General features: G+C 40.3%; 22 protein-coding genes and 1 pseudogene. 19 read left to right on the top strand and 4 right to left on the bottom strand.

Translation table 11 applies throughout. From position 1 onward, the window contains the following. Nucleotides 1–8 precede the first annotated feature (8 nt). From ACLV7Q_RS06985 to ezrA, 4 genes are all read left to right on the top strand, one after another. Nucleotides 9–563, top strand: a complete 555-nt coding sequence (locus ACLV7Q_RS06985; RefSeq protein WP_218757627.1) for a DJ-1 family glyoxalase III — start codon at nt 9–11, stop codon at nt 561–563. Nucleotides 564–647: 84 nt separating this feature from the next. Then, nucleotides 648–1,211 (top strand): HAD family hydrolase, encoded by a 564-nt coding sequence (locus ACLV7Q_RS06980; RefSeq protein ID WP_218757626.1) that lies wholly within the window; start codon nt 648–650, stop codon nt 1,209–1,211. Between the two features lie 14 nt (nt 1,212–1,225). Then, nucleotides 1,226–3,172, top strand: a complete 1,947-nt coding sequence (gene gyrB, locus ACLV7Q_RS06975; RefSeq protein WP_050242423.1) for a DNA topoisomerase (ATP-hydrolyzing) subunit B — start codon at nt 1,226–1,228, stop codon at nt 3,170–3,172. Nucleotides 3,173–3,253: 81 nt separating this feature from the next. Further along, the gene (ezrA, locus tag ACLV7Q_RS06970; RefSeq protein WP_218757625.1) at nt 3,254–4,981 is read left to right on the top strand and encodes a septation ring formation regulator EzrA; all 1,728 of its coding nucleotides are present in this window, start codon (nt 3,254–3,256) and stop codon (nt 4,979–4,981) included. A gap of 184 nt (nt 4,982–5,165) precedes the next feature. On the opposite strand, the gene ACLV7Q_RS06965 is transcribed toward ezrA, so the two are convergent. The 4 genes from ACLV7Q_RS06965 to ACLV7Q_RS06950 form a co-directional block, all read right to left on the bottom strand. Beyond that, on the bottom strand, nt 5,166–5,465 hold the full coding sequence (locus tag ACLV7Q_RS06965; RefSeq protein ID WP_000767194.1) for a DUF1827 family protein: 300 nt from the start codon (nt 5,463–5,465) through the stop codon (nt 5,166–5,168). A 210-nt stretch (nt 5,466–5,675) separates the two neighbouring features. After that, nucleotides 5,676–6,128: an NUDIX hydrolase gene (locus ACLV7Q_RS06960; protein WP_218757624.1), complete on the bottom strand. Its 453-nt coding sequence runs from the start codon at nt 6,126–6,128 to the stop codon at nt 5,676–5,678. Between the two features lie 129 nt (nt 6,129–6,257). Continuing rightward, nucleotides 6,258–8,516 (bottom strand): ATP-dependent Clp protease ATP-binding subunit, encoded by a 2,259-nt coding sequence (locus tag ACLV7Q_RS06955; RefSeq protein WP_218757623.1) that lies wholly within the window; start codon nt 8,514–8,516, stop codon nt 6,258–6,260. A 230-nt stretch (nt 8,517–8,746) separates the two neighbouring features. After that, nucleotides 8,747–8,977, bottom strand: a complete 231-nt coding sequence (locus tag ACLV7Q_RS06950; RefSeq protein ID WP_000443570.1) for a DUF1797 family protein — start codon at nt 8,975–8,977, stop codon at nt 8,747–8,749. Between the two features lie 190 nt (nt 8,978–9,167). On the opposite strand from ACLV7Q_RS06950, the gene ACLV7Q_RS06945 reads away from it, so the two are divergent. From ACLV7Q_RS06945 to ACLV7Q_RS06875, 15 genes and pseudogenes are all read left to right on the top strand, one after another. Then, a complete protein-coding gene (locus ACLV7Q_RS06945) occupies nt 9,168–9,851 on the top strand; it encodes an amino acid ABC transporter permease (RefSeq protein ID WP_001011642.1) in 684 nt (227 codons plus the stop codon). Further along, nucleotides 9,851–10,585, top strand: a complete 735-nt coding sequence (locus tag ACLV7Q_RS06940; RefSeq protein ID WP_218757622.1) for an amino acid ABC transporter ATP-binding protein — start codon at nt 9,851–9,853, stop codon at nt 10,583–10,585. The genes ACLV7Q_RS06945 and ACLV7Q_RS06940 overlap by 1 nt, the downstream gene beginning before the upstream one ends. A 153-nt stretch (nt 10,586–10,738) precedes the next feature. Further along, nucleotides 10,739–11,596, top strand: coding sequence for a bifunctional methylenetetrahydrofolate dehydrogenase/methenyltetrahydrofolate cyclohydrolase (locus ACLV7Q_RS06935; protein ID WP_218757621.1), 858 nt, complete (start codon nt 10,739–10,741; stop codon nt 11,594–11,596). Nucleotides 11,597–11,600: 4 nt separating this feature from the next. Continuing rightward, entirely contained in the window at nt 11,601–12,374 is a 774-nt protein-coding gene (locus ACLV7Q_RS06930; RefSeq protein WP_218757620.1) for an HAD hydrolase family protein, read from the top strand. Nucleotides 12,375–12,432: 58 nt separating this feature from the next. Further along, nucleotides 12,433–13,305: an NAD(P)H-hydrate dehydratase gene (locus ACLV7Q_RS06925; protein ID WP_218757619.1), complete on the top strand. Its 873-nt coding sequence runs from the start codon at nt 12,433–12,435 to the stop codon at nt 13,303–13,305. A 281-nt stretch (nt 13,306–13,586) separates the two neighbouring features. After that, the gene (rpiA, locus tag ACLV7Q_RS06920) at nt 13,587–14,270 is read left to right on the top strand and encodes a ribose-5-phosphate isomerase RpiA (RefSeq protein ID WP_112443519.1); all 684 of its coding nucleotides are present in this window, start codon (nt 13,587–13,589) and stop codon (nt 14,268–14,270) included. A gap of 13 nt (nt 14,271–14,283) precedes the next feature. After that, nucleotides 14,284–15,495: a phosphopentomutase gene (locus tag ACLV7Q_RS06915; RefSeq protein ID WP_000033118.1), complete on the top strand. Its 1,212-nt coding sequence runs from the start codon at nt 14,284–14,286 to the stop codon at nt 15,493–15,495. Nucleotide 15,496: 1 nt separating this feature from the next. Then, nucleotides 15,497–16,057, top strand: coding sequence for a DUF1697 domain-containing protein (locus ACLV7Q_RS06910; protein WP_218757618.1), 561 nt, complete (start codon nt 15,497–15,499; stop codon nt 16,055–16,057). Further along, nucleotides 16,054–16,863, top strand: a complete 810-nt coding sequence (locus ACLV7Q_RS06905) for a purine-nucleoside phosphorylase (RefSeq protein ID WP_218757617.1) — start codon at nt 16,054–16,056, stop codon at nt 16,861–16,863. Before ACLV7Q_RS06910 ends, ACLV7Q_RS06905 begins: the two co-directional genes overlap by 4 nt. Before the next feature lie 217 nt (nt 16,864–17,080). After that, nucleotides 17,081–17,254, top strand: a complete 174-nt coding sequence (locus tag ACLV7Q_RS06900) for a hypothetical protein (protein WP_218757616.1) — start codon at nt 17,081–17,083, stop codon at nt 17,252–17,254. Nucleotides 17,255–17,318: 64 nt separating this feature from the next. Continuing rightward, on the top strand, nt 17,319–20,066 hold the full coding sequence (locus ACLV7Q_RS06895) for a thiol-activated cytolysin C-terminal domain-containing protein (RefSeq protein ID WP_218757615.1): 2,748 nt from the start codon (nt 17,319–17,321) through the stop codon (nt 20,064–20,066). A 133-nt stretch (nt 20,067–20,199) separates the two neighbouring features. After that, nucleotides 20,200–20,445: pseudogene (locus ACLV7Q_RS06890) on the top strand (purine-nucleoside phosphorylase); the annotation flags it as partial. Next, a complete protein-coding gene (locus ACLV7Q_RS06885) occupies nt 20,439–21,722 on the top strand; it encodes a chloride channel protein (RefSeq protein WP_218757613.1) in 1,284 nt (427 codons plus the stop codon). The pseudogene ACLV7Q_RS06890 and the gene ACLV7Q_RS06885, both read left to right, overlap by 7 nt. Before the next feature lie 952 nt (nt 21,723–22,674). Then, complete coding sequence (deoD, locus tag ACLV7Q_RS06880) at nt 22,675–23,385, top strand: purine-nucleoside phosphorylase (protein ID WP_218757612.1); 711 nt, start codon at nt 22,675–22,677, stop codon at nt 23,383–23,385. A 229-nt stretch (nt 23,386–23,614) separates the two neighbouring features. Further along, entirely contained in the window at nt 23,615–24,346 is a 732-nt protein-coding gene (locus ACLV7Q_RS06875) for an NAD-dependent protein deacylase (RefSeq protein WP_218757611.1), read from the top strand. Nucleotides 24,347–24,439: the final 93 nt, after the last annotated feature.

Genomic DNA, 24,439 nt, shown 5'->3' with positions numbered 1-24,439 from the left:
AGAAAATCATGGTTAAAGTAGCAGTTATGTTAGCTCAGGGCTTTGAAGAAATTGAAGCTTTGACAGTTGTAGATGTCTTGCGTCGAGCCAATATCACATGTGATATGGTAGGATTTGAAGAGCAAGTAACGGGTTCGCATGCAATCCAAGTAAGAACAGATCGTGTCTTTGATGGTGATTTATCAGACTATGATATGATTGTTCTTCCTGGAGGGATGCCTGGTTCTGCACATTTACGGGATAATCAGGCCTTGATTCAAGAATTGCAAAGCTTCGAACGAGAAGGAAAAAAATTAGCAGCTATTTGTGCGGCGCCAATTGCCCTCAATCAAGCAGGGCTATTGAAAAACAAGCAGTACACTTGTTATGACGGCGTTCAAGAGCAAATCCTTGATGGTCACTACGTCAAAGAAACAGTAGTGGTAGATGGTCAGTTGACAACCAGTCGAGGTCCCTCGACAGCCCTTGCCTTTGCCTACGAGTTGGTGGAGCAATTAGGAGGAGACGCAGAGACTTTACGAACAGGAATGCTCTATCGAGATGTCTTTGGTAAAAATCACTAAAACGGGAGTTATTCTCTCGTTTTTTATGTGGAAAAATCAGGGAAATCATCGCTTTTTTCATAAAAAAATGCTATAATGAAGGGTATGAAATATCACGATTATATCTGGGATTTAGGTGGAACTTTACTGGATAATTATGAAACTTCAACAGCTGCATTTGTTGAAACATTGGCACTGTATGGCATCACACAAGACCATGACAGTGTTTATCAAGCTTTAAAGGTTTCTACTCCTTTTGCGATTGAGGCATTCGCTCCCAACTTAGAGCATTTTTTAGAAAAGTACAAGGAAAATGAAGCCAGAGAGCTAGAACACCCGATTTTATTTGAAGGAGTTTCTGACTTATTGGAAGATATTTCAAAACAAGGTGGGCGTCATTTTTTGGTCTCTCATCGAAATAATCAGGTCTTAGAAATTTTAGAAAAAACTTCTATAGCAACCTATTTTACAGAAGTAGTGACTTCTAGTTCAGGTTTTAAGAGAAAGCCAAATCCTGAGTCTATGATTTATTTAAGAGAAAAGTATCAGATTAGCTCAGGTCTTGTCATTGGTGATCGACCGATTGATATCGAAGCCGGGCAAGCTGCAGGACTAGCTACCCACTTGTTTACCAGTATCGTGAATTTAAGACAAGTATTAGACATGTAAGAAAAAGGAATAAGATGACAGAAGAAATCAAAAATCTGCAGGCACAGGATTATGATGCCAGTCAAATTCAAGTTTTAGAGGGCTTAGAGGCTGTTCGTATGCGTCCAGGGATGTATATCGGATCAACCTCAAAAGAAGGTCTTCACCATCTAGTCTGGGAAATTGTTGATAACTCAATTGACGAGGCCTTGGCAGGATTTGCCAGCCATATTCAAGTCTTTATTGAGCCAGATGATTCGATTACTGTTGTCGATGATGGGCGTGGTATCCCAGTCGATATTCAGGAAAAAACAGGGCGACCTGCCGTTGAGACTGTCTTTACTGTCCTTCACGCTGGAGGAAAGTTTGGCGGTGGCGGATACAAGGTTTCAGGTGGTCTTCACGGAGTAGGTTCATCAGTAGTAAACGCCCTTTCCACTCAATTAGACGTCCATGTCCACAAAAATGGTAAAATTCATTACCAAGAATACCGTCGTGGTCATGTTGTCGCAGACCTTGAGGTGGTTGGGGATACAGATAGAACTGGAACAACGGTTCATTTCACACCGGACCCAGAAATCTTCACTGAAACAACAACTTTTGATTTTGATAAATTAAATAAACGGATTCAAGAGTTGGCCTTTCTAAATCGTGGTCTTCAAATTTCAATTACAGATAAGCGTCAAGGTTTGGAACAAACCAAGCACTACCATTATGAAGGTGGAATTGCTAGTTACGTTGAGTATATCAATGAGAACAAGGATGTGATCTTTGATACACCAATCTACACAGATGGTGAGATGGATGATATCACAGTTGAAGTAGCCATGCAGTACACAACTGGTTACCATGAAAATGTCATGAGTTTCGCCAATAATATTCATACCCATGAAGGTGGAACGCATGAACAAGGTTTCCGTACAGCCTTGACACGTGTCATCAACGATTATGCTCGTAAGAATAAGTTACTAAAAGACAATGAAGACAACCTAACAGGGGAAGATGTCCGCGAAGGCTTAACTGCAGTTATCTCAGTTAAACACCCAAATCCACAGTTTGAAGGACAAACTAAGACCAAACTGGGGAATAGCGAAGTGGTTAAGATTACCAATCGCCTCTTCAGTGATGCCTTCTCCGATTTCCTCATGGAAAATCCACAGATTGCCAAACGTATCGTGGAAAAAGGGATTTTAGCTGCTAAGGCTCGTGTGGCTGCCAAGCGTGCGCGTGAAGTCACTCGTAAAAAATCTGGTTTGGAAATTTCCAACCTTCCAGGGAAACTAGCAGACTGTTCTTCTAACAATCCTGCTGAAACAGAACTCTTCATCGTCGAAGGAGACTCAGCGGGTGGATCAGCCAAATCTGGTCGTAACCGTGAATTTCAGGCAATTCTTCCAATCCGCGGTAAGATTTTGAACGTTGAAAAGGCAAGTATGGATAAAATTCTAGCCAACGAAGAAATTCGTAGTCTTTTCACAGCCATGGGAACAGGATTTGGAGCAGAATTTGATGTTTCGAAAGCCCGTTACCAAAAACTTGTTTTGATGACCGATGCCGATGTCGATGGAGCCCACATTCGTACCCTTCTTTTGACCTTGATTTATCGTTATATGAAACCAATCCTAGAAGCTGGTTATGTTTATATTGCCCAACCACCAATCTATGGTGTCAAGGTTGGAAGCGAGATTAAAGAATACATCCAGCCAGGTGCAGATCAAGAAATCAAACTCCAAGAGGCCTTGGCCCGCCACAGTGAAGGACGTGCCAAACCAACTATTCAGCGTTATAAAGGTCTGGGTGAAATGGATGATCACCAATTATGGGAAACAACCATGGATCCCGAACATCGCTTGATGGCCAGAGTTTCTGTGGACGATGCTGCAGAAGCAGATAAAATCTTTGATATGTTGATGGGGGATCGAGTAGAACCTCGTCGTGAGTTTATCGAGGAAAATGCCGTTTATAGTACACTTGATGTCTAAAAAATCGGGAGAAGTAGTTCCCTTGGTCTAAAAAATATGATATAATCATTACGATTGTTTCAAGTAAAAAAGGAGTTTGATATGTCTAATGGACAACTAATTTATTTAATGGTTGCAATTGCAGTCATTTTAGTTCTGGCTTATGTAGTGGCAATCTTTCTACGTAAGCGAAATGAGGGAAGATTAGAGGCGCTAGAAGAAAGAAAAGAAGAACTATACAATCTTCCAGTAAATGATGAAGTAGAAGCTGTAAAAAATATGCACTTGATTGGACAAAGTCAAGTGGCTTTCCGTGAATGGAATCAAAAATGGGTCGATTTATCTCTCAACTCTTTTGCCGATATTGAAAATAATCTCTTTGAAGCAGAAGGCTATAACCATTCATTTCGTTTTCTCAAGGCCAGTCATCAAATTGACCAAATTGAGAGTCAAATTACTTTGATTGAAGAAGATATTGCTGAAATTCGCAATGCTTTGGCAGATTTAGAGAAGCAAGAATCTAAAAATAGTGGTCGTGTTCTTCATGCTTTGGATTTATTTGAGGAACTTCAGCATAGAGTTGCTGAAAATTCAGAACAGTATGGTCAAGCCTTGGATGAGATTGAAAAACAATTAGAAAATATCCAATCTGAATTTTCACAATTTGTAACCTTGAATTCATCGGGTGACCCAGTAGAAGCTGCTGTGATTTTGGATAATGCTGAAAATCATATCTTGGCTTTGACACATATTGTTGATCGTATACCAGCAATTGTAACAACATTATCTAAAGAGCTACCAGATCAACTAGAAGATTTAGAAGATGGTTATCGTAAACTAATTGATGCTAATTATCATTTTGTTGAAACGGATATTGAAGCACGTTTCCACTTGCTTTATGAAGCATTCAAGAAAAACCAAGAGAATATTCGCCAGTTGGAATTGGATAATGCCGAATATGAGAATGGACAGGCACAAGAGGAAATCAATGCCTTGTATGATATTTTTACTCGAGAAATTTCTGCTCAGAAAGTAGTGGAAAATCTACTTGCAACTCTTCCAACTTACCTTCAACATATGAAAGAGAATAATACTTTATTGGGAGAAGATATTGCACGTTTGAGCAAGACCTATTTACTTCCTGAGACAGCTGCAAGCCATGTTCGTCGTATTCAGACAGAATTAGAGAGTTTTGAGGCAGCTATTGTTGAGATAACTTCAAATCAAGAAGAACCAACCCAAGCTTATTCAGTTCTTGAAGAAAATCTTGAGGATTTACAAACTCAACTAAAAGATATTGAAGATGAGCAAATTTCAGTTAGTGAGCGCCTGACACAAATTGAGAAAGATGATATCAATGCACGTCAAAAGGCAAATGTTTATGTCAATCGTCTCCATACTATCAAGCGATACATGGAAAAACGCAATCTGCCAGGTATTCCACAAACTTTCTTGAAGTTATTCTTTACGGCAAGCAATAATACCGAGGATTTAATGGTTGAGTTAGAACAAAAAATGATTAACATTGAATCTGTTACCCGAGTTCTTGAAATTGCAACGAATGATATGGAAGCTTTAGAAACGGAAACTTATAATATTGTACAATATGCAACTTTGACAGAACAATTATTACAGTATTCTAACCGTTACCGCTCATTTGATGAACGCATTCAAGAAGCATTTAACGAAGCTTTAGATATTTTTGAAAAAGAATTTGATTATCACGCTTCATTTGACAAGATTTCTCAAGCATTGGAAGTGGCAGAGCCTGGTGTAACAAACCGCTTTGTTACCTCATATGAGAAAACACGTGAAACGATTCGTTTTTAATAAAAGAAAAAGATTTGATTATGTGAGAAGCAGAATCAAATCTTTTTCTATAGTAGTATCGTGAGCAAAAGGATTCAAAATTATAAAAACGCATAATAGCGGGTGTAGAACTCTTGCTACTATGCGTTTTATTATGGAAAGACTTATTGGACTTTCGCTCAAGTCGAGTTTTTACTCAATTTCCTTACTTGATTGGGATTGAAATTCCAATCAATTTCTCTGAGTAGAGTGTCTTGATATTGGCTTCATCAATAGAGTCCTTATCAATTTTACGTTTCAAGAAAAATTCTTGAATGGTTTCGATTTCAGGCTCACGAATAGCACGGTGTTTGTTTGAGATGAGGATTTCATAGTGAAGCGGAGCTTGGGTAAAAATAACATCTGTATTCCCTGCAGAATAAACCTCAACAAGGGTTGCATCGGTACTTTCTAGCTGACTTTTTACAAGTTGCGAGTGTGAGTTTGTCGTATTGATAAGCTTCATAATATTTCCTCCGATTTTCTAATTCTATTATAGCACTTTTTGAATAAAGTCGCTTGATTTATACTCAATGAAAATCAAAGAGCAAACTAGGAAGCTAGCCGCGGGTTGCTCAAAACACAGTTTTGAGATTGTAGATAAGACTGACGAAGTCAGTGACCATATCTAAGGTAAGGCGACGCTGACGTAGTTTGAAGAGATTTTCGAAGAGTATTAGTCAATCTTATGCTGTTTTTTCCAAGATTGGATGGCCCATTTATGACTACCACGTTTGAGATTTTCAATAGCCTCGTCAATAGGGAACCAAGCAATATGATTAAAGTCTTCTAGTGGCTCTTGTACTTCTTTGAAAGAAGTCGCTTCATAGAGGTAGGCAGGATTGTAGTAGTAGGTGTCACGGTGACGAGAGTAGAAATATTCGTCAGCTTGTCCGTAGTAGGTACCAATTTCAGCTGTGAATCCAAGCTCTTCAATCAATTCACGCTTTAGGGCTTCCTGATGATTTTCCCCTGTTTCAATTTCGCCACCTGGTAGGAACCAAGCGCCATTAGGCGCTTGAACAAGAACAATTTGTTTTTGTTCAGCGTCAGGGATAACTGCATACACTCCATAGCGTGCAACATAGTCTGTATTCGCTTTTTTTTCTCCGAAAGTTGGGTTTGCCATTGCATTTTCCTCATTATCTATTATCTTTATTATTATCTTAATGGACAAAGGCCTAGCTGTCAAGAATTTATAGTTATTTTAGTAAAAAGAAGCAGAAAAATTTCATTTTCTACTCCTTTTATATAGGATTTATACTTCTTTTTCAGAAGTTTTCACTTCAGCTTTTTTGGCAGATTTAATTTGAATCTTGCCCTTGCTGGTCATAACTGCCTTGAGGTCTTTTTCGCTTGGATTTTCAAGGTAGTAGTCAGTGATTGCGTCCTCAATATAGTCTTGAATAGTACGACGAAGTGGGCGCGCCCCCATTTTTGGATCATAACCGAGGTCAACCAATTTTTCCTTGACCTTGTCAGTTACATCCAAATGAATGTTGTTGCTAGAAAGGCGCTTGTTAACATCTGCTAGCATGAGCTCGACAATCTGAAGGAGATTATCTTTGCTGAGAGCCTTAAATTCGATAATACCATCAAAACGGTTCATAAACTCTGGGCTAAAGAAGTTGCCGAGTTCACCGAGAACAGAGTTGGTTCGTCCTTCTCTAGCAGCACCAAATCCAACGCTAGCTTCGGCCTTACCTGTACCTGCATTTGAAGTCATGATGATGATGGCGTCCTTGAAGCTAACGGTGCGTCCTTGTCCATCTGTCAAACGACCATCGTCCAAGACCTGGAGGAACATGTGCATAACATCTGGATGGGCTTTCTCTACTTCATCCAAGAGAATAAGAGAATATGGATTGCGGCGAACTTTTTCAGTTAATTGCCCAGCCTCATCATAGCCAACATAACCTGGAGGGGCGCCGACCAACTTAGCTACGCTGTGTTTTTCCATGTATTCGCTCATGTCAAAGCGAATCATGCTATCAGCAGAACCAAAGAGTTCGATAGCTAATTGTTTGGAAAGTTCTGTCTTACCGACCCCAGTTGGTCCGACGAAGAGGAAGCTTCCGATTGGGCGGTTAGGCGTACCGAGACCGACACGATTACGGCGAATAGCCTTGGCAATCTTATCGACAGCATCATCTTGTCCAATAACATGAGACTTGAGATCTTCGGCTAGATGGATGAGTTGAGATTGTTCTTTCTCTTTCAAATCGCCAACAGGGATATTGGTTTTCTGCTCGATAATGTGCTCAATGGTTTTCTCACTGATGATAGGAGTATCTTGATCTGTGACCTTTTTCTTTTGCATTTCCTTATACTTGGCAATCTGGTCGCGGAAATAGGCGGCCTTCTCAAAATCTTCCTCTCGTGTAGCTTGAGACTTGAGATTTTCAGCCTCAATCAAGCGTTGATCAATCACTTTAGGATCTACAAAATTCAAGGTTAAGTTCATCTTAGAACCTGCTTCATCTAGGAGGTCAATGGCCTTGTCAGGTAAGAAGCGATCTTGGATGTAGCGATTAGAAAGAGTTGCAGCTGCTTCAATCGCAGCATCAGTATACTGAACATGGTGGTAGTCTTCGTATTTCTTTTGAATCCCTTTGAGGATAATGATTGTTTCTTCCACGGTTGGTTCATCGACTTTAACAGGCTGCATACGACGCTCTAAGGCAGCATCCTTTTCAATGATACGGTATTCATTGAGGGTAGTGGCACCGACCAGTTGCAGTTCTCCACGAGCAAGGGCTGGCTTGAGGATATTTCCTGCGTCCATATTACCATCACTCGCAGAACCAGCACCGACAATTTCATGGATTTCATCGATAAAGAGAATGATATCCTCACGTTTGCGAATTTCTTCCATGAGTTTTTGCATGCGTTCTTCAAATTGTCCTCGGATACCCGTTCCTTGGACCAGGCTAACCACATCCAGACGGATGACTTGTTTACCTTGTAGTTTATGTGGAACATCGCCATCGACGATTTTCTGAGCTAGACCTTCGACAACGGCTGTTTTTCCGACACCTGGTTCACCGATAAGAACAGGATTATTCTTGGTTCTACGATTGAGAATTTCGATGACACGGATAATCTCATCGTCGCGCCCAATAACGGGGTCAATGTCTCCACGACGGGCAATCTCAGTTACGTTGATACCAAATTCTTCCAGCAGCCCTTTTTCTTGGCTAGGTGGCGGAGTTTGAGCGGATCCACGATTTTGGGAACCATAACCGCCGTTTCCACCGTAACCTCCACCTGATTGGGTTGGGGGAATAGGAGGAGTGTTGTTAGAAGGTCTGAAATTGTTTAGATCATTGAAGAAATCACCAAAGGGATCAAAGTCACGATTGTTCAGATCCGTCATACCTTTGAAGAGGCTATTGTTAGGATCTGTTTTGATAATCTTATAGCAGTTTTGACAGAGGTCAATTTGTTTTTGTTTTCCATTGAGATTGGTGTAAAGATGAATTGTTGAGTCGTTGATTTTACAGTTTTGACAAAGCATACATCTACCTCATTTCTTTCTTTAGCCTGACCTGTTTAATGGTCAAAAATAGTCAAATTTCTATACTCTCATTATAACAGGATTGGGGTGTAAAGCAAGTAAAAAGATTGAAGCTTTGAGAAGTTGTTACAATGAAAATATTTGTGGATTTGGACTATAAAAAAATCCTATTTGTGAGACAAAAAGGATTTTGGTTAGACATGCAGGGTGTAATCCCAGCTTGTTTTGTATTAGTAAAGGAGTTCGTAAATCTCCATTGCAATCAAGTCAATGCTGTCAAACGTATACGTTTCACGAGCTTCTACATCACGAAGGGTAAAGATTGATCCGTTTTCTTCGTCGTGGCTGTATGCAACTTCTGCAACAACGACTCCTTCGCGTTCAAAATTACGTTTTAAATTTCCGCCGTCTTTTGCCATTGCTTCAAGGCGGTTGATGATTCTAACCAAATGTGATTCCATTTTGATTCTCCTTCATTTCTTATCGTTACTATTTTACCATAAAGGAGGCCAACTTGACTAGAAAAAACTAAGATTTCTCGCTAATTCTACCAGCTTAAAGTTTTTTTGAATAAATCGGATAAAAGGTTTGAATTTTAATTCAATACATGTTATAATCATACAGTATTCTATTTTAGAAAGCAGTGTGACTATGAATTTTTCTTTTTTACCTAAGTATTTACCTTATTTTAACTATGGGGCTGTTGTGACGGTTCTCATTTCTATCTGTGTTGTCTTTTTGGGAACCATTTTAGGTGTTGTCTTGGCTTTTGGGCAACGTTCAAAGTTTAAACCGCTTGTTTGGCTCGCCAACTTGTACGTTTGGATTTTCCGTGGGACACCGATGATGGTTCAGATTATGATTGCCTTTGCCCTTATGCACATCAATGCTCCGACTATTCAGGTTGGAATTTTAGGTGTTGATCTTTCTCGTCTGATTCCAGGGATTTTGATTATTTCTATGAACAGTGGTGCTTATGTTTCTGAGACTGTTCGTGCCGGAATCAATGCAGTTCCAAAAGGTCAGCTAGAGGCGGCTTATTCGCTAGGGATTCGTCCTAAAAATGCGATGCGCTATGTGATTTTGCCACAAGCAATCAAAAATATCTTGCCAGCTTTGGGGAACGAATTTATCACCATTATCAAGGACAGCTCCCTCTTATCAGCTATCGGTGTTATGGAGTTGTGGAACGGGGCTACAACAGTTTCTACAACAACCTATCTACCTTTAACACCACTTTTATTTGCAGCCTTTTATTACTTGATTATGACTTCTATTTTGACAGTAGCCTTGAAAGCTTTTGAAAAACGTATGGGACAAGGAGATAAGAAATAATGACAGAAACCTTGATAAAAATTGAAAATTTACATAAATCATTTGGAAAGAATGAAGTATTGAAGGGCATCAACCTCGAGATTAAAAGAGGAGAAGTTGTCGTTATCATCGGTCCTTCGGGAAGCGGGAAATCTACCTTGCTTCGCTCTATGAATTTGTTGGAAGAAGCAACCAAGGGGAAGGTTATCTTTGAGGGAGTCGATATTACGGACAAGAAGAATGACCTGTTTGCCATGCGTGAGAAGATGGGCATGGTTTTCCAACAATTCAATCTCTTTCCTAATATGACTGTGATGGAAAATATTACCTTGTCTCCTATCAAGACCAAAGGTGAAAGTAAGGAAGTTGCAGAGAAGAGAGCCCAAGAGCTGTTGGAAAAAGTTGGTTTGCCAGATAAGGCAGACGCTTATCCACAGAGTTTGTCAGGTGGGCAGCAACAGCGGATTGCCATAGCACGTGGTTTGGCCATGGAACCAGATGTTTTGCTCTTTGACGAGCCAACTTCAGCCTTGGATCCTGAAATGGTAGGTGAGGTATTGGCTGTTATGCAATACCTTGCCAAGTCAGGGATGACTATGGTTATCGTAACACATGAGATGGGATTTGCTCGCGAGGTGGCAGATCGTGTTATCTTTATGGCAGACGGTGTGGTTGTTGAAGATGGGACACCTGAGCAGATTTTTGAACAAACCCAAGAACAACGGACTAAAGACTTCTTGAGTAAGGTTTTATAATCTATTTTAAAATTTCAAGACAAGATTAGTGAAAAGCTCAACCAGAGCTTTTTCTTATAGTTTGAAACTATAGGATAGCCTAGGAAAGAAGTGTTAGAGGGTACTAGCAGTTTTTGGTATAATGGAAGATATTTGAAAGAAAAGAGAAGTGATATGACACAGATTATTGATGGGAAAGCTTTAGCGGCCAAATTGCAGGGGCAGTTGGCTGAAAAGACTACACAATTAAAGGAAGAAACGGGACTATTGCCTGGTTTGGTAGTGATTTTGGTTGGGGACAATCCAGCCAGCCAAGTCTACGTTCGCAACAAGGAGAGGTCAGCTCTTGCGGCTGGTTTCCGTAGCGAAGTAGTGCGAGTTCCAGAGACCATTACTCAAGAGGAATTGTTAGACCTGATTGCTAAATATAATCAGGATCCAGCTTGGCATGGGATTTTGGTCCAGTTGCCATTACCAAAACACATTGATGAAGAGGCGGTTTTATTGGCTATTGATCCAGAAAAGGATGTGGATGGTTTCCATCCCCTAAACATGGGGCGTCTCTGGTCTGGTCATCCAGTCATGATTCCATCAACACCTGCAGGGATTATGGAGATGTTTCATGAATATGGGATTGAATTGGAAGGTAAAAATGCGGTCGTCATCGGTCGTTCTAATATCGTTGGAAAACCCATGGCTCAGCTTCTTTTGGCCAAGAATGCAACAGTGACCTTGACTCACTCACGCACCCATAATCTTGCTAAGGTGGCTGCAAAAGCGGATATTCTTGTGGTCGCAATCGGTCGTGCTAAGTTTGTGACTCCTGATTTTGTGAAACCAGGTGCGGTAGTCATTGACGTTGGGATGAACCGCGATGAAAATGGTAAGCTCTGTGGGGATGTTGATTATGAGGCAGTTGCCCCACTTGCTAGCCATATTACGCCAGTCCCTGGAGGTGTCGGCCCTATGACCATTACTATGCTGATGGAGCAAACTTATCAGGCAGCACTTCGGACATTGGACAAGGACTAGGAAAATGAAATTCGTATTTGATTTGGATGGGACACTGTCTTTTGACTATATGACCATAGATGAAGAGATTAGGCAGGTTCTTTTAAAGGCTGAAGATTATGGACATGAGGTTGTATTTGCCTCAGCACGCTCTTATCGGGATTGTTTAGGCTTATTAGGTTCCGAGCTTAGTCAGCGCTTGGTCATAGGTTTGAATGGTGGTGTAGCCTATTATCTGGGAAAAGCTATCTATGAAATGAATCTCGATGCTAGGATTTATCAGGCTCTAGTGGATTATTGCCAGACCTATAATCTTCCTTTCTTTGTAGATGATTGCTTTGACTATAGTGGTCAGATTGTAGAGAAGATTCCATTTTTCTCCAGTGTGGATCCCCTAAAGGTAGCTCGTCATCAGAAACTCGAGGACTTAGGGACTCCGATTAAGGTAGTCGTTTATATGGGTGACCATGAGGATTTACTTGATGATCTGCTTGGTCAGTTAGAAAGACTGGAGCTAGCCCATCTGTCTTATCATACGCATGAAAAGTGTCTTTATGTCAACCCCTTGGATACTCATAAGGCGACAACTGTTGAAAAGTTATGTGAGGAGAACTTCATTGCTTTTGGAAATGACCAAAACGATATTGAACTGTTTAAAACGTCTCTCTATTCTGTCCAAATTGGAGATTTCGCTGGCCTTACTCCATATGCAGATGAAACGCTAAAGATAAAGGGAGCTCTTTCTCCGACAGTAGCAGACAAAATCTTACAGACTTTTACGGAATTTAAGGGAAAATAGTAGAAAAGGAGGTCTGCGCCTCCTTTTTGTTGTATAATAAAAGCGAGAGGAAAAAACGATGAAAGTAATTGATCAAGCATTATTAGAAAAAGTCATTATTGAACGTTCTCGTACCAGTCATAAAGGAGACTATGGCCGTCTGCTGTTGCTTGGTGGGACTTATCCTTATGGTGGTGCTATCATCATGGCTGCTTTGGCAACTGTTAAAAGTGGAGCTGGTTTGGTGACTGTTGGAACAGATAGGGAAAATATTCCAGCTCTGCACAGCCATTTACCTGAGGCTATGGCCTTTTCTCTTCAAGACCAGCAATTGTTAAAAGAGCAATTGGAGAAGGCAGAAATTATCTTGCTAGGGCCTGGTTTAGGAGACAATGCTTTTGGAGAAGATCTAGTCAAACAGATCTTTGCTGGCTTAAGACAAAATCAGATTTTGATTGTAGATGGAGGGGCCTTGACCATTCTTGCTAGAACAAGTTTGTCGTTTCCATCTAACCAGCTTATCCTAACTCCCCACCAAAAAGAATGGGAAAGGCTGTCTGGAATTACGATTAAAAGGCAAAAGGAAGATGCAACGGCTAGTGCCCTGACTTCCTTCCCTCAAGGAACAATTTTGGTGGAGAAAGGTCCAGCTACTCGTATTTGGCAGGTTGGCCAATCTGATTATTACCAGTTACAGGTTGGCGGTCCCTATCAGGCGACTGGTGGTATGGGAGATACACTAGCTGGGATGATTGCAGGAGTTGCAGGCCAATTCCGACAGGCCAGTCTCTACGAGCGTGTGGCAGTAGCGACTCATCTTCATTCAGCTATAGCCCAAGAACTAGCTCAAGAACAGTATGTGGTCTTGCCAACGGAGATTAGTAATTGTCTTCCTAAAGTAATGAAAATTATTTGTCAACAAGAGAGGGTAAGCAAAGATAAACTTGTTTAAAATAGATAGATAAACCTACTTCCTTCTCTTAATTTATGATTCTTGAAATGCGCCTGCTTTAATGCTAAACTAGACGTATCAAAGTTAAGGTCTTATTTTTGGAACTGGAAAGAGATGAACAAATCAAATACATAAAAGATAAACTCATTTTTATTCGTTTGGTAAAAAGAAAATGCATATTTTTAAAGAAAGATTGATGAAAAATGTAAATTTGATCTTTTCACTTGAATAAAAAGCGGTTTCATAGTAAAATAAGAACTGAGAATGATGGAGGTAAATCGGTGGAAAATCTGAAGAAAATGGCAGGTATCAAGGCTGCTGAGTTCGTGAGCGATGGAATGGTCGTTGGACTTGGAACAGGCTCGACTGCCTATTATTTTGTCGAAGAAATCGGTCGTCGTATCAAGGAAGAAGGATTGCAGATTACAGCTGTAACAACTTCTAGTGTGACTAGTAAACAGGCTGAAGGTCTTAACATCCCGCTCAAGTCTATTGACCAAGTAGACTTGGTTGATGTGACGGTTGACGGGGCGGATGAAGTGGATAGCCAGTTTAACGGAATCAAAGGCGGTGGTGGTGCCCTTCTGATGGAGAAGGTTGTAGCAACGCCCTCAAAAGAATATATTTGGGTGGTGGATGAAAGCAAGCTGGTAGACAAACTAGGTGCTTTTAAATTGCCAGTAGAAGTGGTTCAGTATGGTGCAGAGCAGGTCTTTCGTCGTTTTGAACGAGCTGGCTACAAACCAAGTTTCCGTGAAAAAGATGGCCAACGTTTTGTGACCGATATGCAGAACTTTATCATTGACCTTGCCTTGGATGTCATTGAAGATCCAATTGCTTTCGGACAAGAATTGGACCATGTCGTTGGTGTCGTGGAGCACGGCTTATTCAACCAAATGGTGGATAAGGTAATCGTTGCTGGACAAGATGGCGTTCAGATTTTAACCTCAAGAAAAGAAAAATAGAAGGGGGCATAAGATGTCTAAATTTAATCGTATTCACTTGGTAGTACTGGATTCTGTAGGAATCGGAGCTGCACCAGATGCCAATAACTTTGTCAATGCAGGGGTTCCAGATGGTGCCTCTGACACACTGGGACACATTTCAAAAACAGTTGGTTTGAATGTCCCAAACATGGCTAAAATAGGTCTTGGAAATATTCCTCGTGAAACTCCTCTTAAGACGGTACCAGCTGAAAGCAATCCAACAGGATATGCGACGAAATTGGAAGAAGTATCTCTTGGTAAGGATACCATGACTGGTCACTGGGAAATCATGGGACTCAATATTACTGAGCCTTTCGATACTTTCTGGAACGGATTCCCAGAAGAAATCTTGACAAAAATTGAAGAATTCTCAGGACGCAAGGTTATTCGTGAAGCCAACAAACCTTACTCAGGAACGGCTGTTATCGATGATTTTGGACCACGTCAGATGGAAACTGGAGAGTTGATTATCTATACTTCAGCTGACCCAGTCTTGCAAATTGCTGCCCACGAAGACATTATTCCTTTGGATGAATTGTACCGTATCTGTGAATACGCACGTTCAATCACCCTTGAGCGCCCAGCCCTTCTAGGACGTATCATTGCTCGGCCATATGTTGGTGAACCAGGTAACTTCACTCGTACAGCCAACCGTCGTGACTTGGCCGTTTCTCCATTTGCTCCAACCGTTCTCGATAAACTCAATGAAGCAGGTATCGATACTTATGCTGTTGGTAAAATCAACGATATCTTTAACGGTGCTGGTATCAACCACGACATGGGCCATAACAAGTCAAACAGCCATGGAATTGATACACTATTGAAGACTATGGGACTTGCTGAGTTTGAAAAAGGATTCTCATTCACAAACCTGGTTGACTTTGATGCCCTTTACGGCCACCGTCGTAATGCTCACGGTTACCGTGATTGTTTGCATGAGTTTGATGAACGTTTACCTGAAATTATCGCAGCCATGAGAGAGAATGACCTTCTCTTGATTACTGCAGATCACGGGAACGACCCAACTTACGCAGGAACAGACCACACTCGTGAATATATTCCATTGTTGGCTTACAGTCCTGCCTTTAAAGGAAATGGTGTCATTCCAGTAGGACATTTTGCAGATATTTCAGCAACAGTTGCGGATAACTTTGGTGTTGAAACTGCCATGATTGGGGAAAGTTTCTTAGATAAATTGGTATAATATGACTCGCTATGCTTTGCTGGTGAGAGGTATCAATGTTGGTGGTAAGAATAAGGTCGTCATGGCGGATCTTCGTCAAGAACTGACAGAATTGGGACTGGAAAAGGTTGAAAGCTACATCAACAGTGGCAATGTTTTCTTTACTTCGACAGTTCCCAAAGCCCGATTGATTGAAAAGTTAGAGGCTTTCTTTGGGACTCGTTATCCATTTATTCAGAGTTTTTCCCTACTGAGTCAAGAAGACTATGAAGCAGAAGTGGAGAATCTACCAGCTTGGTGGAACGAAGACTTGGCACGAAAAGATGTCCTCTTCTACACAGAAGTTTTGGATGTGAACCAAGTCATCGCGACAGTTGAAAGTTTAGAGCTGAAAGATGAGGTGCTTCATTTTGGAAAACTTGGGATTTTCTGGGGAAAATTCTCTGAAGAATCCTACTCTAAGACTGCCTATCACAAGTACTTGCTCAAGATGCCTTTCTATCGCCACATTACCATTCGCAATGCCAAAACCTTTGACAAAATCGGTCAAATGCTAAAAACTAATAAAGGAGACACACAATGACATTTTTAGATAAAATCAATGAAACAGCTGCTTTCCTGAAGGACAAGGGAATCCAAACGCCTGAGTTCGGTCTAATCCTTGGATCAGGACTGGGAGAACTGGCAGAAGAAATCGAAAATCCAGTTGTAGTAGACTATGCTGAGATTCCAAACTGGGGTCGTTCAACAGTAGTCGGTCACGCTGGTAAATTGGTATATGGGGAACTTGCAGGTCGCAAGGTCTTGGCTCTTCAAGGTCGCTTCCATTTCTACGAAGGCAACCCTCTGGAAGTTGTGACTTTCCCAGTTCGTGTCATGAAAGTTCTTGGATGTGAAGGTGTCATTGTAACCAATGCTGCTGGTGGTATTGGATATGGGCCTGGTACTTTGATGGCTATCTCAGACCATATCAACATGACAGGTCAAAACCCATTGATGGGTGAAAACTTGGATGACTTTGGTCCTCGTTTCCCAGATATGTCTAAGGCCTACACACCAGAATACCGTGCTACTGCCCATGAAGTGGCTAAAAAACTTGGTATCAAGCTTGATGAAGGTGTCTATATCGGTGTAACTGGTCCAACTTATGAAACACCAGCAGAAATCCGTGCCTATAAGACATTGGGAGCTGATGCAGTCGGTATGTCTACGGTTCCTGAAGTGATCGTGGCAGCCCACTCAGGTTTAAAAGTTCTGGGAATTTCATGTATTACTAACTTTGCGGCTGGTTTCCAAGAAGAACTCAACCACGAAGAAGTTGTGGAAGTAACCGAACGTGTTAAAGGTGACTTCAAGGGCTTGCTTAAAGCGATTCTTGCTGAATTGTAAGAAAAAAGATTTAAAAGGGGGAATGCCTCTTTCCTTTCATGGTTGACTATTCGGAACAAAGAAGAAACATAGGTAGACTATGGGTTTCTTCCTACTCTTGTAACTGAAAGAGTCTGATAGCCAGCATTGTGAAAGACAAGATTCTAGTATACTAGCATTAGCTTCCTAGCCAAGCAGACTAGGATGATAAGAAGAGATAAGAATGAATTTATACCCAATGAAAATCAAAGAGCAAACTAGGAAGTTAGTCGCAGGTTGCTCAAAACACAGTTTTGAGATTGTAGATAAGACTGACGAAGTCAGTGACCATATCTACGGTAAGGCGACGCTGACGTGGTTTGAAGAGATTTTCGAAGAGTATTACTTTCTGAATTTCTTAGTCTTGTCCTAGATAGGGGACAAGGAGATTTAGTTTGAGTCTGCTTACAAATAAACGAAAAGAAAGATAAAGAATAATGAAAATCGGTCAACGAATTATGCGATTTGGCATAAAAAAATTAAGTATCGGAGTTGTATCTGTTGCAGTCGGCTTCGCATTTCTAGCTCCAGCTGGAATTTCAGCCAATGAACTAAAGCAAGATGTAACATCTGAAGTGGCAACAAGAGTGCTAGATTCTAAGGAGGAATTGAGAGAGCCGGAAAATGTTGCTCCAAAACTAGAAACTCCTCTTACAGAGGAGTCAAGACTAGCTCCTCAAACGCTTCCGGAAGCAAGTGAAGTTCTTGAAAACAAAAAGGAAGAGTCAAAAGTAGAGATAACAGAGCCAGCTCAAGACTCACCTATTCATGCTCCTGTAGAAGAAACTAAAGAAGAAGTTGTGACAGAAAAACCAACAAATACTCGTTCTCTAACAGCAGAAGATTTGGTGAAGATTTCCAAAGGGGAATTGCATTTAGAAAATGATTTGATTGATGAATCTCTCTATGGTGAAAAAGTTCTTGATTTGGAAGGGGATGATGACCAAGATGGCATCAAAAACAAAGATGAACTTTATGTTTACAACAAAGATGGTAAGGATTATCTAGGATATAACAGTCATCCCTTGCTAGCAGACAGTGATGGGGATGGTTTGGCAGATGGAGAAGATGACAATAAGAAAGAATGGTATGTCACAGACCGTGATTCTCTTCTCTTTATGGAGCTAGCCTATCGAGACGATGATTATATTGAGAAAATTTTAGATCATAAGAATCCTTTCCCGAGTCTCTATCTTGACCGTCAAGAATACAAACTCATGCACAATGAATTGGCTCCTTTCTGGAAAATGAAAAAAGCCTACCATACAGATAGTGGCTTGGATGCTTTCTTATTTGAGACTAAGAGCGACCTTCCTTATCTCAAAGATGGAACGGTGCACATGTTGGCTATTCGTGGAACGCGAGTTAATGACGCCAAAGACTTAAGTGCAGATTTGGTTTTATTAGGTGGAAATAAACCAGCTCAAGCGGATGATATCCGCAAGGTTGTTGGGGAATTAGCCAAGGATACAAGTATTACCAAGTTGTATATGACAGGTCATTCTCTTGGAGGCTACCTAGCTCAGATTGCAGCGGTTGAAGCTTACCAAAAATATCCTGATTTTTATAACCATGTATTGAGAAAAGTGACGACTTTCAGTGCTCCTAAAGTGATTACTTCCAGAACTGTTTGGAATGCTAAGAATGGTTTCTGGGATGTTGGTTTGGAAAGCCGTAAATTAGCTGTTAGTGGAAAAATTAAGCATTATGTGGTTGATAATGATAATGTTGTGACTCCCTTGATTCATAATGATCGTGATATTGTTACATTTACAGGTAATTCACGATTTAAACACCGTTCTCGTGGCTATTTTGAAAGTCGAATGAATGATATTCCTAACTTTAATATTGGTAAACGAGCTACCCTAGACAAACATGGTTATCGTGATCCGAAATTGGATAAAGTGCGATTCTTTAAGAAACAGGCTCTGCCTCAATCTTCTAGTCAACCAAGCGCTGAACCAATGGAAAATATTGCCTTAGGAAAACAAGTTACTCAAAGTTCGACAGCTTTCGGAGGAGATGCTAGAAGAGCTGTGGATGGCAAAGTTGATGGTAACTATGGTCACAATTCTGTCACTCATACCAACTTCCAATCTAAGCCTTGGTGGCAAGTAGATTTGGCTAAAGAAGAAACCATTCGCCAAATCAATATTTACAACCGAACAGACACTGCCCAGGATAGATTGGCAAACTTTGATGTCATTCTGTTAGACAGTTCTGGTAAAGAAATTGAGAGAAAACGAATAACATCTCTTAAAGATGTGTCAGCACAAATTGCAATTAACCATAAAAAAGCGCGCTATGTTCGGATTGAGCTAGAAGGCTATAATGCCCTCAGTCTTGCAGAAGTCCAAGTATATCGTGCTGAGAATATCGCTTGGAAAAAACAAGCTAAGCAAAGTTCTACTGATTTTGGTGGAGATGCTAGTCGTGCCTTGGACGGCAATACCAATAGTAGTTATAGCCAACAATCAATTACCCATACAAAATTTGAAAATCAACCTTGGTGGGAAGTTGATTTAGGTCGTACAGAACAGGTAGGACTTGTTCGCCTTCATAACCGTGGGGATGGAGAACTTTCTAAACGTCTGTCAGACTTTGATGTGATTTTATATGATGAAAAAGGGAAAGAAGTTGCTAGACAGTATGTTTCTAAACTTGACGGAACGAGCTTGGATGTTCAATTAAATGGGAAATTGGGACGCCGTGTTCGTGTGCAACTACGTAAGAACAATCAAGCCCTCAGTCTTGCAGAAGTAGAAGTTTTCCGCTTTATCGCTACGAATGGTGAGACGGCGACACAAGTTTCTAAGCCAGTTCAACCAATCAGTCAGACTCCTGCAAAAGACAAAACATTGACAATTCAACATAGTGGAGCTTACATTGCCCGCTATTCTATAACTTGGGAAGAAGTTACAGTAGACAAAGATGGAAACCAAGTTGTTCGTAGTCGTTCTTGGGAAGGAAACGGTCGCAACCAGACTGCAGGTTTTGTCCTCAACCTCCCAATCAAAGAAAATATGAGAAATCTGCGAATTAAGATTGAGAAAAAGACAGGTCTACTATGGAATAGATGGCAAACAATCTATGAAAACAGACCAATTTTAGCTCAACCCCACCGTAAAATTACCCATTGGGGAACGACATTAAATTCTAAGATTTCTGATGACGATGTCTTGTAAAAAATCCTACTATTTAATAATGAGATGATTTAGTTTATAAGAGAAGTACTACCTGAGCTTGAATAGAACTCAGGTAGCTCTCTGTGAAAGAACAAAATTAAACAGAAAGGTAGAGTGAGGTGTTCTGATTTGAACACGAGTAGCAATTCGTACCTATAAGATGCTTGGAACAGATGTGGTCGGAATGTCAACTGCTCCTGAAGTTATTGTTGTAGCCTACTCAGGTTTGAAATTTCTAGGAATTTTATGTATTACTAATTATACTACTTGTTTCAAAGAAGAGATTAACCACGAAGAGGTTATAGAAGTGACTGAGTGTGTTAAAGGTGATTTTAAAGGCTTACTGAAAGCCGTTTTTGCTGAATTATTACTATGTTAAAAGAATTGAGGAGTATTTTTCAGAAAATCCCTTATAATCTTAAATTATTCCTAGCAGTCATTTTGCAAGGAATAGTTTCAGGTTTATCTGGTATTTTTCTACATTATCTTTTAAAGATGATAGAGGGGATAGCTTTTGGTCAATCAGAGCATCAAACTGTATTCTTGACAGATGGAGTTTCCTCATCGCGGATAGGATTAAGTTTAATAATCGTGGGTGTCAGCTCATCCTTGGTTTGGTATTTCTTGCAAAAAAAATCACAGATTTTTTCCATTAAAGCACAGATGAAGGATGAGACTTCACAATACAAACTTCATTTTTTAAAACAGCTATTTCATTCAATTTGGCAGATTATTGCAGTTGGAGGGGGAGCACCTATTGGTAAAGAAGCTGCGCCACGAGAGATTGGAACTCTATTTGCAGGACCAATTGGAAAAATATGTTCTCTCTCTAAGAAGGATCAAATCTTTCTCCTTGCTTGTGGTGCTGGTGCTGGTTTAGCAGCTGTCTACCAGGTTCCATTAACAAGTGTCTTCTTTGTTTTTGAAACTCTAGGAATTGCTCTATCTATTAAACGATTTGTCTTAGTCGGTTTGACTACCTATGTGTCAACCTATACAGCAGGTTTGGTTATTTCAGATCATGCTCTCTACCAGATTCCAGCCATTGCATGGTCATTAAAGGAAACGTGGATTATTCCCTTATTACTTCTTTTCTTAACCCCATTAGCTTGGTTTTTTGGTCGCTTAAGTAAAGAAGTGTCTTCAAACAGGATAAAAGATAAACGAGTACTTCTCACATTGCCTACAGCTTTTCTTTTTCTTGCTGGGTTGGCAAGTTATTTTCCACATCTACTTGGAAATGGACGTATGATGGCTCAGGAAGTATTGAATGGTAGCAATGGCAAAACAGTATTCCTCTTGTTTATCCTAAAAGCACTGGTCGTTCTTATTACTCTGTGGGCAGGGGCCTATGGTGGTACACTTACGCCATCTTTTGCCTTGGGGATGGCTGGAGCTGCTCTCTTTGGAATGATTCTAGGTGGGGATAGCCAGCCAAGCATTTTGCTTTTGGGATCGGTTTGCTTTTTGTCTGTGACCTTGAGGGCTCCCTGGTCTGCAACTGGATTAGTAATAGGTTTCACTGGGCTAGGTTTGGATTCTCTTCCCTATCTCTTAGTAACAGCTGTTTTAGCCTATGAATTTGCAAAAATATTAGACAGTTTTTCTTGGGCTAACATACTGTGTCAGAAGTCAAAGAATAGAGTAATAAGGTAGAGAACGACCGTTCCTTCTAATCAAAGATTTATCTTAAAAGATTAAAAACTAGTGTCAATTTATCAATAACTGTTTGAAATAAAAAAGAAGTAGGTTTATCGGAGCCATGATTGAATCCGATTTTTCCTAGCTATAAAAATAAAAAAAGAAAGGTAGAGCGCGTGTTCTGATTTGAACACGAGCGGAAAACTTTTCTAAAAACTCAGAAGAGAAGGGGAGTTCGGGTTTGAATTGAAGCCGGTCTAATCTTCTCAATATCATCAAAATTAAGAAAGAAAGGAATTGAACCCACCCTAAAAGCAGTGGGAAAAAGATAGTTGGTCTAGCGAGCATCGCTCACTGCACTCAACTCCTATTTTCCCTTTGCTTTTTGACGGGTTTAGTATCTTTTTGATTATAAATTTTAGAATAAAGAAAGGATGGGTTAACTGTATTCATTGAACTGAATACGGGCGGAGAACTGTGTAAAAAAGATAAACTGTCTAGCATCTGCGATGCGTTGTCAGTTTCCTATTTTTACTTTGTTCTCTGTCGCTATCCTAAATATACAAAAAAGAAAGGTAGAGCGTGTGTTCTAATTTGAACACGAGCGGAAAACTTTTCTAAAAACTTAGAGAGGGTAGTTTGGTTTTGAATTGAACCCGTGCTATTCTCCTATTTGTCATCAAAATTAAGAAAGAAAGGATGGGTAAACCGTATTTGCTGAACTGAATACGGGCGGAGAACTATGTAAAAAAGATAAACTGTCTAGCATCTGCGATGCGTCGTCAGTTTCCTATTTTTACTTTGTTCTCTGTCGCTATCCTGAATATAAAAAAAGAAAGGTAGAGCGTGTGTTCTGATTTGAACACGAGCGGAAAACTTGGAAAATAGATAATCTGATGAGAAATCAGGATTTCTCATCAGATTCCTAATTTTCAGTCGTTTTCTTGTCGCTCTTTGTATCATAATTATGTCTATCCATATTGCTGCTCAGCAGGGTGAAATTGCTGATAAAATTCTTCTTCCTGGGGATCCTCTTCGTGCTAAATTTATTGCGGAGAATTTCCTTGAAGATGCTGTTTGCTTTAACGAAGTGCGTAACATGTTTGGATACACTGGTACTTACAAGGGTCACCGTGTATCTGTTATGGGAACTGGGATGGGAATGCCATCTATTTCGATTTATGCGCGTGAGTTAATTGTTGACTACGGAGTGAAAAAATTGATTCGTGTGGGAACTGCAGGATCTTTGAATGCAGATGTCCACGTACGTGAATTGGTTTTGGCGCAGGCAGCTGCAACCAACTCTAACATCATCCGCAATGACTGGCCACAGTATGATTTCCCACAAATCGCTAGCTTTGATTTGTTGGATAAGGCTTATCATATTGCTAAAGAACTCGGTATGACAACCCACGTTGGGAACGTTTTATCATCTGATGTCTTTTACTCAAATTACTTTGAAAAGAATATCGAGCTTGGTAAATGGGGAGTCAAGGCTGTGGAAATGGAAGCAGCAGCCCTTTACTATCTGGCAGCCCAACACCATGTTGACACGCTTGCCATCATGACTATTTCTGATAGTTTGGTCAATCCAGATGAAGATACAACTGCAGAAGAACGCCAAAATACCTTCACCGATATGATGAAGGTTGGATTAGAAACCTTGATTGCAGACTAGAGGTAGGCTATATTCAGAATGGTTTCTCTTGTTCTCAAAATGATAACTATCAACAATGAATCAATCCTGAAATAGGTAAGAATAAGGAAATTGAAGAAAGCCTAATTGTGTCAAAGGACCGAGACTAGTCAGTTTAATATCTAAATCATAATCAAATAAAGTTGGAAGCCAAGTTGACAAGAAGTCAAGACTTTCAACTTTTTAACTTGAAAATTCCTAGGAGTACAAAATGGATAAGATTGAACAATTACAAGGTATTATTGATCAAAGTCAGAGAATTGTCTTTTTCGGTGGTGCAGGGGTTTCTACAGAGTCTAATATTCCAGATTTTCGTAGTTCAGATGGTATATATAGTCTGAAACTAGGTCGCCATTTTACTGCCGAGCAACTGGTTTCACGCACTATGTTTGAACGCTATCCAGAGGATTTTTTTAATTTCTACAAAAAGTATCTGGTCTATCCAGATGCCAAGCCGAATTTAGCACATGATTATCTAGCGTATTTGGAAAAAACAGGTAAATTAAAGGCGATTGTGACGCAAAATATCGATAGCCTCCATGAAATGGCAGGATCTCAGAAAGTTTTGAAACTGCATGGTAGTGCAGATCGTAATTATTGTTTGGGCTGTCATCGCTTTTATGATTTGACCGCCTTTTTGGAACTTGAAGGTCCAATTCCCTACTGCTTAGATTGTGGCAAGGTGGTCAAACCTGACGTGACCCTTTATGAGGAAGCGCTAGATATGGATGTATTTAGTTGCGCAGCTCGAGCCATTCAGCAAGCAGATTTGTTGATCATTGGTGGAACTTCCTTAGTTGTTTACCCTGCAGCTAGCCTAATCAATTATTTTTCAGGGTCAAAGCTTGTCGTTATCAACAAGTCTAGCACTCCTCAAGACAGCCAAGCTGATTTAGTTATCGAAGGTAAGATTGGAGAAGTTTTTTCTAAATTGAGACAATAAAAAACTGAAAGAAGTAGAACTATACTTCCTTCAGTTTTTTTGTATCACGAACTCAGAAACTATGAACAAGATTCTCTTCATTTCTAGGGAAAT

Origin of the sequence: Streptococcus mitis (genome assembly GCF_965111725.1) — a bacterium.
In the GTDB taxonomy this organism is placed as follows: Bacteria; Bacillota; Bacilli; order Lactobacillales; family Streptococcaceae; genus Streptococcus; species Streptococcus mitis_DV.
This window is presented reverse-complemented; position numbering and strand designations above follow the sequence as displayed.